General features: G+C 70.6%; 17 protein-coding genes. 12 read left to right on the top strand and 5 right to left on the bottom strand.

Annotation, left to right across the window (positions count from 1 at the left end):
• Positions 1-3: 3 nt before the first annotated feature.
• Complete coding sequence (locus ACFVW6_RS04390) at positions 4-696, bottom strand: pyridoxamine 5'-phosphate oxidase family protein (RefSeq protein ID WP_378823716.1); 693 nt, start codon at positions 694-696, stop codon at positions 4-6.
• Positions 697-775: 79 nt separating this feature from the next.
• Here ACFVW6_RS04390 and ACFVW6_RS04385 point away from each other — a divergent pair, with 79 nt between their 5' ends.
• From ACFVW6_RS04385 to ACFVW6_RS04375, 3 genes are all read left to right on the top strand, one after another.
• Complete coding sequence (locus tag ACFVW6_RS04385) at positions 776-2,161, top strand: PLP-dependent aminotransferase family protein (RefSeq protein ID WP_378823718.1); 1,386 nt, start codon at positions 776-778, stop codon at positions 2,159-2,161.
• A 106-nt stretch (positions 2,162-2,267) separates the two neighbouring features.
• A complete protein-coding gene (locus tag ACFVW6_RS04380) occupies positions 2,268-2,513 on the top strand; it encodes a DUF2630 family protein (protein WP_355273570.1) in 246 nt (81 codons plus the stop codon).
• Entirely contained in the window at positions 2,510-3,949 is a 1,440-nt protein-coding gene (locus tag ACFVW6_RS04375; RefSeq protein WP_378823722.1) for a dihydrolipoyl dehydrogenase family protein, read from the top strand. Before ACFVW6_RS04380 ends, ACFVW6_RS04375 begins: the two co-directional genes overlap by 4 nt.
• Before the next feature lie 3 nt (positions 3,950-3,952).
• On the opposite strand, the gene ACFVW6_RS04370 is transcribed toward ACFVW6_RS04375, so the two are convergent.
• Positions 3,953-4,822 (bottom strand): DNA-formamidopyrimidine glycosylase family protein, encoded by an 870-nt coding sequence (locus ACFVW6_RS04370; RefSeq protein ID WP_355273576.1) that lies wholly within the window; start codon positions 4,820-4,822, stop codon positions 3,953-3,955.
• 16 nt (positions 4,823-4,838) lie between these two features.
• Positions 4,839-5,579 carry a precorrin-6A synthase (deacetylating) gene (cobF, locus tag ACFVW6_RS04365; RefSeq protein ID WP_378823724.1) on the bottom strand — a complete coding sequence of 247 codons (741 nt, stop codon included), beginning with the start codon at positions 5,577-5,579 and terminating at the stop codon, positions 4,839-4,841.
• A gap of 45 nt (positions 5,580-5,624) precedes the next feature.
• On the opposite strand from cobF, the gene ACFVW6_RS04360 reads away from it, so the two are divergent.
• From ACFVW6_RS04360 to ACFVW6_RS04335, 6 genes are all read left to right on the top strand, one after another.
• Positions 5,625-6,428, top strand: a complete 804-nt coding sequence (locus tag ACFVW6_RS04360; RefSeq protein WP_378823726.1) for a thymidylate synthase — start codon at positions 5,625-5,627, stop codon at positions 6,426-6,428.
• Positions 6,425-6,913, top strand: a complete 489-nt coding sequence (locus ACFVW6_RS04355; protein WP_355273585.1) for a dihydrofolate reductase — start codon at positions 6,425-6,427, stop codon at positions 6,911-6,913. The genes ACFVW6_RS04360 and ACFVW6_RS04355 overlap by 4 nt, the downstream gene beginning before the upstream one ends.
• Positions 6,914-7,016: 103 nt before the next feature.
• Positions 7,017-7,343: a cupin domain-containing protein gene (locus ACFVW6_RS04350; RefSeq protein WP_355273587.1), complete on the top strand. Its 327-nt coding sequence runs from the start codon at positions 7,017-7,019 to the stop codon at positions 7,341-7,343.
• A gap of 73 nt (positions 7,344-7,416) precedes the next feature.
• Complete coding sequence (locus ACFVW6_RS04345; protein WP_378823728.1) at positions 7,417-8,469, top strand: Dyp-type peroxidase; 1,053 nt, start codon at positions 7,417-7,419, stop codon at positions 8,467-8,469.
• On the top strand, positions 8,470-9,267 hold the full coding sequence (locus tag ACFVW6_RS04340) for a family 1 encapsulin nanocompartment shell protein (RefSeq protein ID WP_378823730.1): 798 nt from the start codon (positions 8,470-8,472) through the stop codon (positions 9,265-9,267).
• Between the two features lie 58 nt (positions 9,268-9,325).
• Positions 9,326-9,853: a hypothetical protein gene (locus tag ACFVW6_RS04335; protein WP_355273593.1), complete on the top strand. Its 528-nt coding sequence runs from the start codon at positions 9,326-9,328 to the stop codon at positions 9,851-9,853.
• A 12-nt stretch (positions 9,854-9,865) separates the two neighbouring features.
• On the opposite strand, the gene ACFVW6_RS04330 is transcribed toward ACFVW6_RS04335, so the two are convergent.
• Positions 9,866-11,020, bottom strand: coding sequence for an epoxide hydrolase family protein (locus ACFVW6_RS04330; RefSeq protein ID WP_378823733.1), 1,155 nt, complete (start codon positions 11,018-11,020; stop codon positions 9,866-9,868).
• A gap of 56 nt (positions 11,021-11,076) precedes the next feature.
• Positions 11,077-11,748: a TetR/AcrR family transcriptional regulator gene (locus ACFVW6_RS04325; protein WP_378823735.1), complete on the bottom strand. Its 672-nt coding sequence runs from the start codon at positions 11,746-11,748 to the stop codon at positions 11,077-11,079.
• A gap of 217 nt (positions 11,749-11,965) precedes the next feature.
• On the opposite strand from ACFVW6_RS04325, the gene ACFVW6_RS04320 reads away from it, so the two are divergent.
• The 3 genes from ACFVW6_RS04320 to ACFVW6_RS04310 all read left to right on the top strand — a co-directional run bounded on the left by ACFVW6_RS04320 (position 11,966) and on the right by ACFVW6_RS04310 (position 14,978).
• On the top strand, positions 11,966-13,501 hold the full coding sequence (locus ACFVW6_RS04320; protein WP_378823736.1) for an amino acid permease: 1,536 nt from the start codon (positions 11,966-11,968) through the stop codon (positions 13,499-13,501).
• A 107-nt stretch (positions 13,502-13,608) separates the two neighbouring features.
• Positions 13,609-14,361, top strand: coding sequence for a DUF1989 domain-containing protein (locus ACFVW6_RS04315; RefSeq protein WP_378823738.1), 753 nt, complete (start codon positions 13,609-13,611; stop codon positions 14,359-14,361).
• A complete protein-coding gene (locus ACFVW6_RS04310) occupies positions 14,358-14,978 on the top strand; it encodes an urea amidolyase associated protein UAAP2 (protein ID WP_378823740.1) in 621 nt (206 codons plus the stop codon). The genes ACFVW6_RS04315 and ACFVW6_RS04310 overlap by 4 nt, the downstream gene beginning before the upstream one ends.
• Positions 14,979-15,089: the final 111 nt, after the last annotated feature.

Here is a 15,089-nt window from a genome sequence, read left to right as displayed (position 1 = left end):
GCCTCAGCCGACGATCACCGGACTCGGCGTCACCCGGGCCGCGACATCGGCGGGCACCGCGACGCCGGGTTCCAGATCGGCGGCGTCGATCGGCTCGCCCCAGACCTGGCGCAGCGGCAGCACCCCTGCCCAGACGCCGCCGGTCTCGATATCGGCCGCGTCGTCGTTGGGGCCGCCGGTCCGCACCTTCACCGAGGCCTCGGTGAGATCCAGCGCGAGCACCATGGTGGCCGCCATCTCCTTGCGACTGGGCGGGCGCACCCGGTCCCAGGCGCCCGGCGCGGCGTGCTCGACGATCACCCGCAGCGCGTTGTCGCGCTCGGCCTCGTCGGTGACCAGCGCCGCGCGGCCCCGGATCACCGCGGACCGGTAGTTCATCGAGAAGTGCATGGCCGAGCGCGAGTAGACCAGTCCGTCGACGTGGGTCACCGCGATCGAGATCTCGGTCCCGATGGCGGCGCGCATGTTGCCCGCACCGGTCGAACCGTGCAGGTAGAGGGTGTCGCCCGCGCGGCCGTAGACGGTCGGCAGCACCACCGGCGAGCCGCCGAGCAGCACGCCGAGGTGGCAGACCAGGCCCGCGTCGAGCACCGCGTCGAGCTCGGCGCGGTCGGCGCGGCCACGTTCCTTGGACCGCGTCAGAGTGGTGCGCGGAGTCGGCGACAAGGGGGTGCGGGTGCTGTCGTGCGTGGTCATAAGATGAGCTTCGCCGATCAAGTGGACCACAGACAGGTCCACTTCGGCAGTAGATCAACAGGCCAATTCGAGGTGGGCGATGCTCGACGATCTGCCGATTCCGCTCGACCGGACCGCGCCGGAACCGCTGTCGGTGCAGGTAGCCGATGCCCTGCGCGCCGCGGCGACCGGCGGGGTGCTGCGCGTCGGCGAGCGGCTGCCGTCCTCGCGCACCCTCGCCCAGCGGCTCGGGGTCAGCCGGGCGGTGGTGTCGACCGCCTACGACCAACTGCACGCGGAAGGCTGGATCGCCGGGCGGCGCGGGTCGGGCACCTATCTGCGCACCGCCCCCGCCGCCGCGCCGCCGCGCACCGCTCCCGGTGGCGACACCGATCCCGACGCGGGCCTGCTCGATCTGGGTCCGGGCGCGCCGTGCGCGGACGCCGTCGACCCGGCCGCCTGGCGCCGGGCCTGGCGCGCGGCGGGCGACCAACCCGCCGATGCCCGCAAGGACCGGGCGGGCGAACCCGCGTTCCGGGTCGCCGTCGCCGAGCACCTGCTGCGCCATCGCGGCCTGGCCGCCGGGACCGCCTCGATGGTGCTCGCCACGGCCGGGACCAGCGCGGGGGTCGGCGAGCTGGCCTCGGCGCTGCTGCGTCCCGGCGACACCGTCGCGATCGAGGACCCCGGCTATCAGCGGGCCGTCGGCGCGTTGCGGGCGGCGGGCATCCGCGTGCTGCCCGTGCCGGTCGACGCCGACGGACTGCGCGTAGACCTCATCCCGACCGGTGTGCGCGCGGTCTATTGCACACCGGCGCACCAGTTTCCACTCGGCGCGCGGATGCAGGCCGCGCGCCGGGTCGAGCTGATCGAATTCGCCAGGGCGACGGGCAGCTTCGTCATCGAGGACGACTACGACGGCGAATTGCGCTACGACACAGCGCCGTTGCCGCTGCTCGCCGCGATGGCGCCCGACGTGGTCGTGCATCTCGGCACCACCAGCAAGATCATCGCCACCACCCTCGGCGTCGGCTGGCTCGTCGCCGGGCCCGAGATCGCCGACGCGGTGCTCGCCCACCGCGCCGACACCGGCACCGCCCCCAGTCCCGCGGGCCAGCGGGTGCTCAGCGAGTTCGCCCGGCACGGCGACCTGGCCCGGCACCTGCGCAGGCTGCGCCGGGTGGTGCCGCCGCGACGCGCCCTGGTGGTCGACGCGCTCGCCCGCCACGGCCTGCCGGTAGTCGGTGACGACGCCGGCTCGCACGTGGTGGTCGAGCTCCCCGACGCGGCCGCCGAGCAGCGCGCGATCGCCGCCGCCCGCGCCCGCGGCGTCCTGCTCGACGGCCTCGCCCGGCATCATCTCGGCGCGGAGTACCGGTTCGGCGTCGCCATCGGCTACACCGCGCCGAGCCGGGCCGAACTGGCCGCTGCGGTGCCGATCGCGGCCGACTGCCTGGCCGCCGCCCGGCCCGATCTCCCCAGGTAGCGCCGCTGATCGCCGCGCCGCCACCCGGCACGGTCGTAGCATGGACCCCGACCCGGTGCGGGTCGCTGTTCGGGCACTACCCTCCGACCATCGAAGTGGTGAGCACATGAACGATCAGGACATTCTGGCGCGGATCAAGCAACTGGTCGACGACGAGCACGCCCTGCGCGCCAAGGCCACCGCGGGCGAGATCGACCCGGTCGCCGAACGCCAGCAGCTGGCCCAGCTGGAGGTGATGCTCGACCAGGCGTGGGATCTGTTGCGGCAGCGCCGCGCCCGCTCCGGCGCCGACGAATCCCCCAACGACACCGAGATGCGGTCCCCGCGTGAGGTCGAGGGCTATCTGCAGTGACCGACGCCGAATACGACGTCGTCGTCCTCGGCGCGGGCCCGGCCGGTGAGAACGCCGCCGCCTACGCCATCGCGGGCAGCGACCGCACCGCCGCGCTCGTCGAACGGGAGCTGTACGGCGGCGAGTGCAGCTACTGGGCCTGCATCCCCAGCAAGGCGCTGTTGCGCTCGGGCGCGGTCCTCGGCCTGAGCCGGGCGATGCCGGGGGTGACCGCGAGCGGCCCGCAGGTGGCCGACGTGCTGGCCCGCCGCGACGCCTTCACCCACGATCGCGACGACAGTTCCCAGGTCGACTGGGCGAAATCGGCCCGCATCGACCCGGTGCGCGGCTCCGGCAGGCTGCTGGGCGAACGGCTCGTCGAAGTCGCCACCGAGGACGGCGTGCGCGTCCTGCGCGCCCGGCACGCGGTCGTGCTCGCCACCGGCACCACCGCCACCATTCCGCGCGTTCCCGGCGTCGCCGAGGCCCTGCCGTGGATCTCCCGCGACGTCACCAATCTGACGGTCGTCCCGCGCCGGGTCGCCATCATCGGCGGCGGCGTCGTCGCCTGCGAGGCGGCCACCTGGCTGGCCGAGCTGGGCGCCGAGGAGGTGACGCTGCTGGTCCGCGGCGACCGCCTGCTGCCGCGCGCCGAACCGTTCGCCTCGGAGCTGGTGCTGCGCGGCCTGCGCGACACCGGCGTCGTGACGGTGCGGCTGCACACCGAACCGTCGCTGATCTCCCGCCGCGACCCCGCCGACACCGGTGTCGGCCGCATCCACGGCGGTCCGGTCACCCTGGTCCTCGACGACGGCGAACTCGAGGTCGACGAACTCGTCGTCGCCACCGGCCGCACCCCCGCCACCGACGGGCTCGGCCTCGACGCCGTCGGCCTGCCCGCGGGCTACGTCGAGGTCGACGACCAGCTGACCGTGCGCGGGGTGCCCGGCGACTGGCTCTACGCCGTCGGCGACGTGAATCACCGTGCGGCACTGACCCACATGGGCAAGTACCAGGCCAGGGTGTGCGGTGACGTCATCGCCGCGCGCGCCGAGGGCAGGCCGCTGGACCGGCCCCGGTTCACCGCGAGCGCCGACCACCAGCAGGTGCCCCAGGTCGTCTACACCGCACCGGAACTCGCCTCCGTCGGCATCACCGAACACGAGGCGCGCACCGCCGGGCACGCGGTCGGCACCGTCGAGATCGATATCGCCGTGGCCGGTTCGTCGCTGTCCCGCGACGATTTCCGCGGCCGCGCGAAACTCGTCGTCGACACCGCCTCGGACCGCCTGCTCGGCGCGACCTTCGTCGGTCCCGACATGGGCGAGCAGTTGCACGCGGCGACCATCGCGGTGGTCGGCCGGGTGCCGCTGGAGACGCTGTGGCATGCCGTGCCGTCGTTTCCCGCCGTCAGCGAGTTCTGGCTGCGCCTGCTGGAGGCGTGGCGCGACCGCTGAGCCCTACTTGAGCAGCCGCGACATCCGCCGGTCGGCGAGCACCTTGCCACCGGTCTGGCAGGTGGCGCAGTACTGGAACGAACGCTCCGCGTAGGACACCTCGCGTACGGTGTCACCGCATACCGGGCACTTCAGCCCGGTGCGCGCGTGCACCCGCATGCCCGACCGCTTCTCACCCTTCAGCCGGGCCGCGTCCTGCCCGACCGAGCGCTGGACCGCGTCGAGCAGGACTTCGCGCATCGCGGTGTAGAGCTGCGAGACCTTGTCCGCCGCCAGCGTTCTCGTATTCGCGAACGGCGAGATCTTGGCGGTGTGCAGGATCTCGTCGGAGTAGGCGTTGCCGATGCCGGCGATCAGCGTCTGGTCGACCAGCGCGGTCTTGATCCGCTGCGAGGTGCCCGCCAGCAGCGCGGCGAACTCGTCCTCGGTGACCGCAAGCGCGTCCGGTCCGAGCCGCGCGATGCCGGGCACCGCCTTCGGATCGTCGACGACATAGACCGCCAGCCGCTTCTTCGTCCCCGCCTCGGTCAGGTCGATCGACGGCGTCGCCCCCTCCGGGGTGAAGAAGTGCACCCGCAGGGCCAGCGGCGATTTCCCGCCCGGCTTGGGCGGCAGTGGATTCGGTTCGTCCACCCAGCGCAGCCAGCCGCCCCGCGACAGATGGGTGATCAACCACAGCCCGCCGCAGTCCATCCCGAGGAACTTGCCCCAGCGCCCCGCCCCGGTGACATCGCGTCCGGACAGCGCCGTGACCGGCGGGTCGAACGTCTTCACCGCGCTCAGCGCGGCCACGTCGACTCGTCCCACCACCGCGCCGACGGCGTGATCCCGCAGGAACTGCGCCAGCGCCTCTACCTCGGGTAGCTCGGGCACCCGGCCAGTTTATCGGTCATCGGCCGCGCAGGAGGTATACGTCCATGATCCAGCCCTTGGCGGCGCGCAGCTCCGCGCGCCGGGCCACGATCCGCTGCTCGACCTCGCGCAGCGGTCCCTCGATCAGGGTCTCGTCGGGCATGCCGAGGTAGGCGCCCCACCAGATGTGCACGTCGTCGCCGGGGATCTCGGTGAACGCGCAGTCGCCGTCGAGCATCACCACCGTGGAGCCCGCGCCCAGACCCTCTTCGCGAAGCCTGCGTCCGGTGGTGACGTGGACCGGCTCGCCGATGCGGTGCAGCACAACGCGGTGCTGGGCGGCCAGCGCGGCGACGCTGGTGACGCCGGGGATCACCGCGTAGTCGAACTCCGCGCGGCCGCGGGCCAGCACGTGCTCGACCATGCGCAGGGTGCTGTCGTAGAGCGCCGGGTCGCCCCACACCAGGATCGCGCCGACCCCGTCGACCTCGGCGAAGGCGGCCTCGAGCAGTTCGGCACGGCGCTCGTGCCAGTCCCGCACGACACCGGCGTAGTCGTCGGGGGTGCGATCGCGCGGCGGGTCGGTGATCTCGATGATCCGGTGCGGGCCAGGGACGTGCTCGGTCAGGATCGCGGTGCGCACCTCGACGAGTTCCCGTTTCTCGGCGCCCTTGCCGATGACGAAGAAGGCGTCGGCGTGTCGCATGGCCTTGATCGCCTGCATCGTCACCTGGTCGGGGTCACCGGCACCGATGCCGATCACGTAGAGCTTGCGCATACGCGGAGACTTTGCCAGGTGCCGCGCACCGTAGAATCGCCAGGCGTGGCCACCCCTGATACGCAGTACGAGGATCTGCTCCGGCACGTGCTGGAGAACGGCACCCCCAAAGCCGATCGCACCGGCACCGGAACCCGCAGCATCTTCGGTCATCAGCTGCGCTACGACCTGGCCGAGAGCTTCCCGCTGATCACCACCAAGCGGGTCCACCTCAAGTCGATCGCCTACGAGCTGCTGTGGTTCCTGCGCGGCGATTCCAACGTGTCCTGGCTGCAGGAGCACGGCGTGACCATCTGGGACGAGTGGGCCGACGCCAAGGGCGAGCTCGGACCGGTCTACGGCGTGCAGTGGCGCTCCTGGCCGACGCCCGACGGCACCCACATCGACCAGATCGCCCAGGTGCTGCACACCCTGCGCACCGACCCGGACTCGCGCCGGATGATCGTCTCGGCCTGGAACGTGGCCGACCTGGACAAGATGGCTCTGGCGCCGTGCCACGCCTTCTTCCAGTTCTACGTGGCCGACGGCAAGCTCTCCTGCCAGCTCTACCAGCGCAGCGCCGACCTGTTCCTCGGCGTGCCGTTCAATATCGCCAGCTACGCGCTGCTCACCCTGATGGTGGCCCAGCAGACCGAGCTGGAGCCGGGCGAGTTCATCTGGACCGGCGGCGACGTGCACATCTACGACAACCACGTCGACCAGGCGCGCGAGCAGCTCGGCCGCGAGCCCTACCCGTTCCCGACGCTGCGCCTGCGCCCGGCGGCGGGCCTGTTCGACTACACCTACGACGACATCGAGCTCACCGGCTACCAGCACCACCCGGCCATCAAGGCGCCGGTGGCGGTGTGAGCGGACAGATCGGCCTGATCTGGGCGCAGGCCGCCGACGGCGTCATCGGCGTCGACAACACCATCCCGTGGCGCCTCCCCGAGGACATGGCCAATTTCCGGGACACCACCATGGGTCATCCGGTGATCATGGGCAGGCGCACCTGGGACTCGCTGCCCGCCGCCTACCGTCCGCTGGCGGGCCGCCGCAACATCGTGGTCACCCGCCAGACCGATTGGGCGGCCGAGGGCGCCGAACGCGCCGCCTCGCTGCCCGACGCGCTGGCCCTGGCCGGACCGGGTGATCTCTGGGTGGCCGGCGGCGGCGAGATCTACCGCGCCGCGCTCCCCCTGGCGACAACGCTGCTGGTCACCGAGGTCGACACGCGGGTGGCGGGCGACGCGTTCGCCCCGGTCATCGGCCCCGAGTGGCAGGCGCCGGAAACCCCGTGGCAGGAATCGAAAACCGGTCTCCGCTACCGCATTCGCCGCTACACCCGGCGCTGACAACGCCTGGCTAACGGTCTGGCAAAACGCCCGACCGCGGGCACGGTCTCGGGCATACTCCCAGATACCAAGCCCCGCGAGAGCCTGCGAAAGGCGCTATGCCATGGACAAGAAATCGCTGACCGCGGTGGCCCGCCAACAGCTCAAGCTGGCGGCCACCTCGACGAGTGGCCGGAGTTCGCAGACCGTCATCGGCGGCCACACCCATGCGCTGCGCCAGACCGTCGTCGCGTTGACCGAGGGCCAGAGCCTGGCCGAGCACGACAACGCGGGCGACGCCACCATCCAGGTTCTCAGCGGCACGCTGGTGCTGATCGCGGGCACCGACGAGTGGAAGGGTTCGGCGGGCGATCTCATCGTGGTCCCGCGCGCCCGGCACAGCGTCAAAGCCATCGATGACGTGGCGTTTCTGCTGACAGTCGCCAAATAAGGGTTGCCTGAGGGTCGCTGACACGCCAGGGCGTGCCGCGAACCTGTCCGCGCGGCGCTCTACTCTGGACGGCATGGGTGAGCCACAGCCGATCCTCGAACCGCTCACGCCGGCCGCCATCTTCCTCGTCGCCACCATCGACGAGGGCGGCGAGTCGGCGGTCCGCGACCTCTTGTCGAATATCTCCGGTTTGCGCCGTTCGGTGGGTTTCCGGGTGCCCGGCGAGGGCCTGACCTGCGTCACCTCGATCGGCTCGACAGCCTGGGACCGGCTCTTCGCCGGACCCAAACCCGTTGAGCTGCACGAATTCCCCGGCTACAACGGGCCGATCCACAGCGCGCCGACCACCCCGGGCGACCTGCTGTTCCACATCAAGGGCGAAACCCAGGGCGCCTGTTTCGAACTCGCCATGGCGATCGGCAACCGCCTGCGCGGCGCCGCCACCATCGTCGACGAGACGGTCGGCTTCCGGTACTTCAAGCAGCGCGACCTGCTCGGCTTCGTCGACGGCACCGAGAATCCCGAGGGCGGCGCGGCCGCCTCGGCGGCGCTGATCGGCGACGAGGACCCCGACTTCGCCGGCGGTAGCTACGTCATCGTGCAGAAGTACACCCACCCGCTCGACCAGTGGGAGGCGCTCTCGATCGAGGAGCAGGAACGGGTGATCGGGCGCACCAAGCTCGGCGACTACGAACTGCCCGACGACATCAAGCCGGCCAATTCCCATGTCGCGGTGAACACCCTGATCGACCCCGACGGCACCGAACGCCAGATCGTGCGCGCCAACATGCCGTTCGGCACCGTCGGCCAGGGCGAGTTCGGCACCTACTACATCGCCTACGCCGCCACCCCGAGCGTCACCGAGCGCATGCTGGAACGGATGTTCCTCGGCACCGGCGAGGCGGCCTACGACCGCATCCTGGACTTCTCCTTCGCGGTCACCGGCACGCTGTTCTTCACGCCCACCGTCGATTTCCTCGACGACCTGCCGGATGCCCCCGACTCCGTTGCCACCGAAGAAATTTCCGATTCGCTGCCCGTGTTCACCCCTGTGGAACGGGCCGACGCCGCCGCTTCCGGTTCGGACGGTTCGCTCGCCATCGGCTCGATGAAAAGGAGTATCTGAATGAACAACCTGCATCGCGAACTCGCGCCGATCACCGGCGAAGCCTGGGCGCAGATCGAAGAGGAAGCCACCCGCACGTTCAAGCGGAATATCGCCGGACGCCGGGTCGTCGACGTCTCGGGTCCGCACGGCGTGGCCTACTCGGCGCTCAACCGCGGCAGGTTGACCGCGATCTCCTCGCCCGACGACGGTGTCGTCGCCCACCAGCGCGTGGTACAGCCGCTGGTGGAACTGCGGGTGCCGTTCACCCTGAAGCGCAGCGAACTCGACGACATCGAGCGCGGCGCGGGCGACGCCGACTTCGACAGCCTCAAGGCCGCCGCCCAGAAGATCGCCTTCGCCGAGGACCGCGCGATCTTCGAGAGCTACGCCGCCGCGGGCATCACCGGCATCCGCGAGGCCGCCTCCAACGACCCCGTCGCGCTGCCGAGCAATGTCGTCGACATCCCCGACGCGATCTCGCACGCGCTCACCGGGTTGCGCCTGGCCGGTGTGCAGGGCCCGTACTCGGTGGTGCTCAGCGCCGAGCTGTACACGCAGGTCAGCGAGACCTCCGATCACGGTCACCCGATCCGCACCCATATCGAGCGACTGATCGACGGCGAGATCATCTGGGCGCCCGCGATCACCGGCGGTTTCGCGCTCACCACCCGTGGCGGCGACTTCGAGCTGGCGCTGGGTCAAGACCTGTCGATCGGTTACCTCAGCCACGACGCGGAAACGGTGCAGCTGTACTTCCAGGAGACGTTCACCTTCCTCGTCGAGACCTCCGAGGCGGCGGTATCGCTCGGGTCGTGAACCCGGCGCGGCCCACCCCGCTAGGGTGGGCCGCGAGTTCGTGAGAGGGAGGTTTCGCATGGCGGTCGTGCGTGCCGGTGTCGTGCCCGCTGGTCGGAGCCTGTTCTACTGCCTGATCGGGGTGCTGGTCACCACCGGTGTCATCGGGCTGTTCGTGGCGATGTTCGGGGTGAACCGGGTGATCACCGGCCTGCTCGTCGGCGCGATCGCCGGGGTGGCGGCGGGCGCGGCGCTGTTCGTGCGCGATGTCGTCGAGCTCACCGAGCACGCCATCTACGCCAGGACGCCGTTCCGCTCGGCGACCGTGCCGTGGGATCGCGTCGTCGCCGGGCGCTTCACCCTCGACGAGCGGTCCCGCTGGGCACTGGCGCTGGACCTGAACGGCGGCTCGGCCGACGAGCTGGTCCTGCTGTCCATCCCGCCGGTGGTGCGCCCGGTCGCCGGCGCCTACGACATGCGCAAACGCGAGCAGGTCACCGAGATCCGGGAGATCTTGCGCGCCAAGCGGATCCCGGTCACCGTGCTGCCCGAGATCGCGGGCGCGCTGAACCAGCACTGGCAGATCGCACCACCGACATCGCGCTGATCCGGCGAATGATCAACGCAGCGTGCGGAAGAACTCACGGATGTCGGTGGTGAGCAGTTCCGGTTCCTCCAGCGCGGCGAAGTGCCCGCCCCGATCGACGTCGTTCCAGCGGACGATGGTGTTCTCCGCCTCGTCGAAGCGGCGGATCGCCACATCGTGGGCGAACACGAGCACACCGGTCGGCACGCCCGAATTCTCCGGCACCACACCCCATTCCCCGGGCTGCGCGTAGCCGACATAGCCCGCGGACCCCGCGGTGCCGGTGAGCCAGTAGATCATCGCGTTGGTCAGCAGCCGATCCCGATCGATGATCTTGTCGGGCAGCGTCTCGCGCGGGTGCGTCCACTCCCGGAACTTGTCCAGGAGCCAGGCCAGCTGCCCGATCGGCGAGTCGACCAGCCCGTAGGCGAGGGTCTGCGGGCGGGTGGACTGCACGGCGATGTAGCCGAACTCCTCGTTCATGAACGCCTCGATCCGCCGGAGGCGGTCGCGTTCGAGCTCGGTCAGGCTCGCCACGACCTCGTCGGACAGCGGCAGCTGCGGGAACGCGCCCGCGCCACCGTTGACGTGCACGCCGATCACCCGATCCGGCGCCACCCGCCCCACCTCCGGGCTCACCGCCGCGCCGATATCGCCGCCCTGCACCCCGAAGCGCTGGTATCCGAGCCGGGTCATCAGCTCGACCCACGCGCGCGCGATCCGGCGCACGGTCCACCCACCCTCGGTGACCGGTCCGGAGAACCCGAAGCCGGGCAGTGCCGGGATCACCACGTGGAAGGCGTCGGCGGGGTCGCCGCCGTGTGCCCCGGGGTCGGTCAGCGGGCCGATCAGGTCCAGGAATTCGGCGACCGAGCCGGGCCAGCCGTGCGTCAGCAGCAGCGGCACCGCATCGGGTTCCGCCGAGCGCACGTGCAGGAAGTGGATGCGCTGTCCGTCGATCACGGTCGTGAACTGGTCGTACGCATCGAGTTTCGCTTCCTCGGCGCGCCAGTCGTAATCGGTGCGCCAGTAGTCGACGAGCTCACGCAGGTAGTGGGTCGGCACACCGGTGTCCCAGTCGTCGCCGGGCAGCGCGGCGGGCCAGCGCGCGCTGTCGAGCCGATTACGCAGGTCGTCGAGCTGCTGTTGCGGAATGTCGAGGCGGAATCGCTGGATGTCGTCGCTCATGAAGACAACGATAGGAGCCAGCTAGGTCAGGTTCCGCCCTAGCTGTCGAGGCACATTCACTCAGGCGGGTCGGTGGCCAGCCGGGTGAGCAGTTCCTCGGCCGCCGCGCGCACCGGCGCGGTGTCCCCCGGGTGTCCGACGATGCGCATGATCGCGTCCGGGATCACGCGCTCGGTGTCCTCGCCCGCCGTCCCGGCATCGGACCGGATGCCGATCACCGTCTCGACCAGCCGGAACGGCAGGATCCGCGCGTCGTCGGATCGCCCTGTCGCCGCGGCGGATTCGGCCGCGAGGCGTTCGTAGTGCTCGCGCAGGTCGTCGCGGCGGCGGCGGAAGGTGGCGAAACGTTCGGTGCGCAGCTCCGGCAGCAGGTACAGCGCGCCGAGATTCCAGCGCGCGGCGCGTAATTGGCGCACGTCGAACAGGGCCAGCGCGTAGAGCTGGGTCGCGGCGTCGGCGGGTTCGGCGCCCATCCGCTGCGCCAGCTCGACCGGGCCCGCGACGGTTTCGGCGAGCAGCGCGTCGAGGATGTCGTCCTTGGCGGCGAAGTGGTGATACAGCGAGGCCTGCCTGATCCCGACCGCGTCGGCCACCGCCCTGGTGGAGGTATTGGCATAGCCCTTGGTGGTGAACAGTTCCGCCGCCGCGTCGAGGATCTCCGCGCGCGGCGTCGTCCCCTGCCTACGCCGCTGTTCCAGCCGGGGACGCCCGGGACCGAGGTTTGCCACCCCAAGATTCTGTCACCGGGCCCCGACCTGGGCCGCAGCGGGCACCTCACCAGGGACGATGCCGGTCGGTCGAATTCCTGTCACTCGATAGAAACGTGGGCAACGCAGAAGTTACCGCGGGCCGCACAGCCGATACACGCACGACACCGTTCGAGCGATCGCGCGCGCAAAACTATCGACTGATAGATATTTGGCCGCACCGCCGAAGGACACCGACATGGCCACGACACTCGATACCGCTGCTGTTCCGCCCGACACCGGCCGCGACAGCGCCGATCTCGCCGCATTCGGCTACCAACCGGTCCTGCACCGCAAGCTCGGGCGCTACGCGTCCTTCGCGGCAGGGTTCTCGTTCGTCTCCATCCTCACCACGATCTTCCAGTTCTTCGGCTTCGGCTATTCGTTCGGCGGCGCCGCGTTCTTCTGGACCTGGCCGCTGGTCTTCGCCGGCCAGTTCCTGGTGGCGCTGAACTTCGCCGAACTGGCCGCCCGGTATCCGATCTCCGGCTGTATCTATCAGTGGTCGCGCCGCCTGGCGGGCGGGCTGATCGGCTGGTTCGCCGGCTGGATGATGGTGATCGCGCAGGTCGTCACGGCCGCCGCGGCCGCCATCGCCCTGCAGGTGGTGCTGCCGACGATCTGGAGCGGATTCCAGTTCATCGGCACCGATACCGCGCTGACCTCCCGCGACGGCGCGATGAACGCGGTGCTGCTCGGCAGCGTGCTGCTGGTGGTCACCACCACGATCAACGTGATCGGCATCGACCTGATGTCGAAGATCAACTCGATCGGCGTCACCGTGGAGATCGTCGGCGTGCTGGCGATCATCGCGCTGTTCTTCACCGGCACCGAGCGCGGCCCGGGTGTGGTCCTGCAGACCGACCAGGCCGCCCCCGGCCCGTACTGGGCGGCGTTCCTGGTCTCCGGTCTGATGGCCGCGTACGTGATGGTCGGCTTCGACTCCGCCGGTGAGCTCTCCGAGGAGACCAAGAACCCGCGCCGGGTCGCCCCGCGCACGATTCTGCTCGCCCTGTCGGTGTCGGCGCTGGGTGGCGGGCTCATGCTGCTCGGCGCGCTGATGGCCGCGCCCAGCCTGTCCGACGGTGAATTGGCTTCGGGCGGACTGGCTTACGTCATCACCGCGAAGCTGAACAGTCCCGCCGGATCGGTCCTGCTCGGCTGTGTCGCGGTCGCGGTGATCGTGTGCACCCTGGCCATCCAGACGGCCGGCTCGCGCCTGATGTTCTCGATGGCCCGCGACGGCAAGCTGCCCTTCTCCAAGGCCCTGTCGACCGTGCACCCGCGCTTCGGCACCCCGGTGTGGCCCGCCGTGGTGATCGGCGCGCTCGGCATCGGCCTGCTGGTGCTCAACCTGGGCAACCCGGCCATCTTCGCCACCCTGGCCAGCGTCTGCATCGTCAGCCTGTACCTGGCGTACCTGCTGGTCACCGTGCCGCTGTTGGTGCGCCGGATCAAGGGCCTGCCCGCCGTGGACGATCCGACGCTGTTCACCCTGGGCCGCTGGGGCGTCCCGATCAACGCGCTCGCGGTGGTCTGGGGCATCGCGATGGTGATCAACCTGGCGTGGCCGCGCCCGGAGGTCTACACCCCGGCGGGCGGCAGCTGGTGGCAGCTGTGGGCCGGTCCGCTGTCGGTCGCGGTGATCCTCACCGTCGGCGCCGTCGTCTACCGCTTCGTGGTGGCCACCAAGGACGAACTCCCCCGCTCCGAAACCGTCCCCGCTACCGCGTAATTCGCGCAGGCGCCGCGATTCGACCGGGAATCGCGGCGCCGAGGACACGGCATGAAGGCCGTGCCCGATCGATCCGTTCCCGCCCATCGCTCGCCGAGGAGATCACGATGACGAGTACTCAGTCCACCGACGGTGCCAGAGCGCACGCACGCGCTCAGGCCGCCACGGCCACGATCGCGCGGCCGGAGACGCCCGCCGGGGTCGATCCTGCCACGGTCGTGCTCGCGCAGCGCATCCCCGCCGGCGGCTACGCGAATGTGGTGCTGGGCCGGGGCACTCGGGTCCGGCTGGCCGATCCGTCCGGCACCGCCTGCGCGCATCTGTTCCTGCTGCGCGCCGAATCACCGTGGGAGCGGCTCAATGTCGCCGACACCGTGAAGGTGCCGTGGCAGGCCTACCTGAGCGCGGGCCACCCCCTGCTGTCCGATCAGGGCCGGGTGCTCGCCACCGTCCTCGCCGATTCGTCCGGCCACCACGACACACTGTGCGGACCGAGCGCCGAGGGCCGCCACCAGCTGCACCTGGCCGGGGCCAAGCAGGGGCTGGAGCCCCGCGACATCGGCCCGTCGGTCTCGCTGTTCCGTGGCGTCCGGGTCGAGGCCGACGGCGCTCTCGTCCCGACCGGCAACGCCCCCGCAGGCGCCGCGGTCGACCTGCTGATCCACCTCCCGGTGACGCTGCTGGTCGCCAATGCCGCGCACCCGCTCGACGATCGGCCCACCGGCGACCTCGACCTGCTCGCCTGGTCCGCCCCGGCCGAGCTCGCCACCATCCCCAACGACGACCCCGAGTACCGACGGGCCGTGGACAACACCGAAGCCGCCTGGGCGGCCGCATCGACCTCGGAGGTTCTGGCATGAGCACGGCGACCACCCGCACCGTCGTCCTCGACGAGACCGTCCCCGCCCAGGCGCCGTGGTCGGCGATCGTCCGCGCGGGCGATCAGCTCGAGATCATCGACCTGCACGGCAACCAGGCCGTCGACTGCCTGCTCTACTCCGCCGCCGACCGCACCGATCGCTACAGCGCCCAGGCCACGATCGCCGCGCAGCGCAGTATCTTCCTCACCACCGGCAGCGTCCTGCTGACCGAGGCGGGCACCCCGCTGATGACGGTGGTCGCCGACGAGGTCGGCAACCACGACACCATCGCCGGTGCCTGCTCGCAGGAATCCAACACCCTGCGCTACGGCCACCACACCCGCCACCAGCACGCCTGCGTGGAGAACTTCCTCACCGCCGCGCTCGAATGGGGCCTGGGCAAGCGGGATCTGGTGTCCAACATCAACTGGTTCATGAATGTCCCGGTCGAGGCCGACGGCACGCTCGGCATCGTCGACGGGCTGTCGGCGCCGGACAAGAAGATCACCCTGCGCGCCGAGGTCGACACCCTCGTGCTGGTCTCCAACTGCCCGCAGATCAACAACCCCTGCAACGGTTTCGACCCGACGCCGGTCCGCATGGTGGTGACCCGATGAGTCTCACCGACACCCGATCCGCCATGGTCGACACCGCACTCCCCTCGGTCACCCCGGAGCGCCACACTCCCGTGGCCGCCCCTACCGGCACGCGCCCAGCCGAAGTCGGCC

The sequence above is a fragment of the Nocardia sp. NPDC058244 genome (assembly GCF_042882065.1).
Lineage (GTDB): Bacteria > Actinomycetota > Actinomycetes > Mycobacteriales > Mycobacteriaceae > Nocardia.
Note: the sequence above shows the minus strand (reverse complement) of the source record. Positions and strands in the feature narration are given on the sequence as shown.

Coding starts and splice junctions, on each gene's coding strand:
- ACFVW6_RS04390 (WP_378823716.1), bottom strand. CDS start 696: ATGACCACGCACGACAGCACCCGCACCCCCTTGTCGCCGACTCCGCGC.
- ACFVW6_RS04385 (WP_378823718.1), top strand. CDS start 776: ATGCTCGACGATCTGCCGATTCCGCTCGACCGGACCGCGCCGGAACCG.
- ACFVW6_RS04380 (WP_355273570.1), top strand. CDS start 2,268: ATGAACGATCAGGACATTCTGGCGCGGATCAAGCAACTGGTCGACGAC.
- cobF (WP_378823724.1), bottom strand. CDS start 5,579: ATGCGCAAGCTCTACGTGATCGGCATCGGTGCCGGTGACCCCGACCAG.
- ACFVW6_RS04350 (WP_355273587.1), top strand. CDS start 7,017: ATGGACAAGAAATCGCTGACCGCGGTGGCCCGCCAACAGCTCAAGCTG.
- ACFVW6_RS04345 (WP_378823728.1), top strand. CDS start 7,417: ATGGGTGAGCCACAGCCGATCCTCGAACCGCTCACGCCGGCCGCCATC.
- ACFVW6_RS04340 (WP_378823730.1), top strand. CDS start 8,470: ATGAACAACCTGCATCGCGAACTCGCGCCGATCACCGGCGAAGCCTGG.
- ACFVW6_RS04335 (WP_355273593.1), top strand. CDS start 9,326: ATGGCGGTCGTGCGTGCCGGTGTCGTGCCCGCTGGTCGGAGCCTGTTC.
- ACFVW6_RS04330 (WP_378823733.1), bottom strand. CDS start 11,020: ATGAGCGACGACATCCAGCGATTCCGCCTCGACATTCCGCAACAGCAG.
- ACFVW6_RS04320 (WP_378823736.1), top strand. CDS start 11,966: ATGGCCACGACACTCGATACCGCTGCTGTTCCGCCCGACACCGGCCGC.
- ACFVW6_RS04315 (WP_378823738.1), top strand. CDS start 13,609: ATGACGAGTACTCAGTCCACCGACGGTGCCAGAGCGCACGCACGCGCT.
- ACFVW6_RS04310 (WP_378823740.1), top strand. CDS start 14,358: ATGAGCACGGCGACCACCCGCACCGTCGTCCTCGACGAGACCGTCCCC.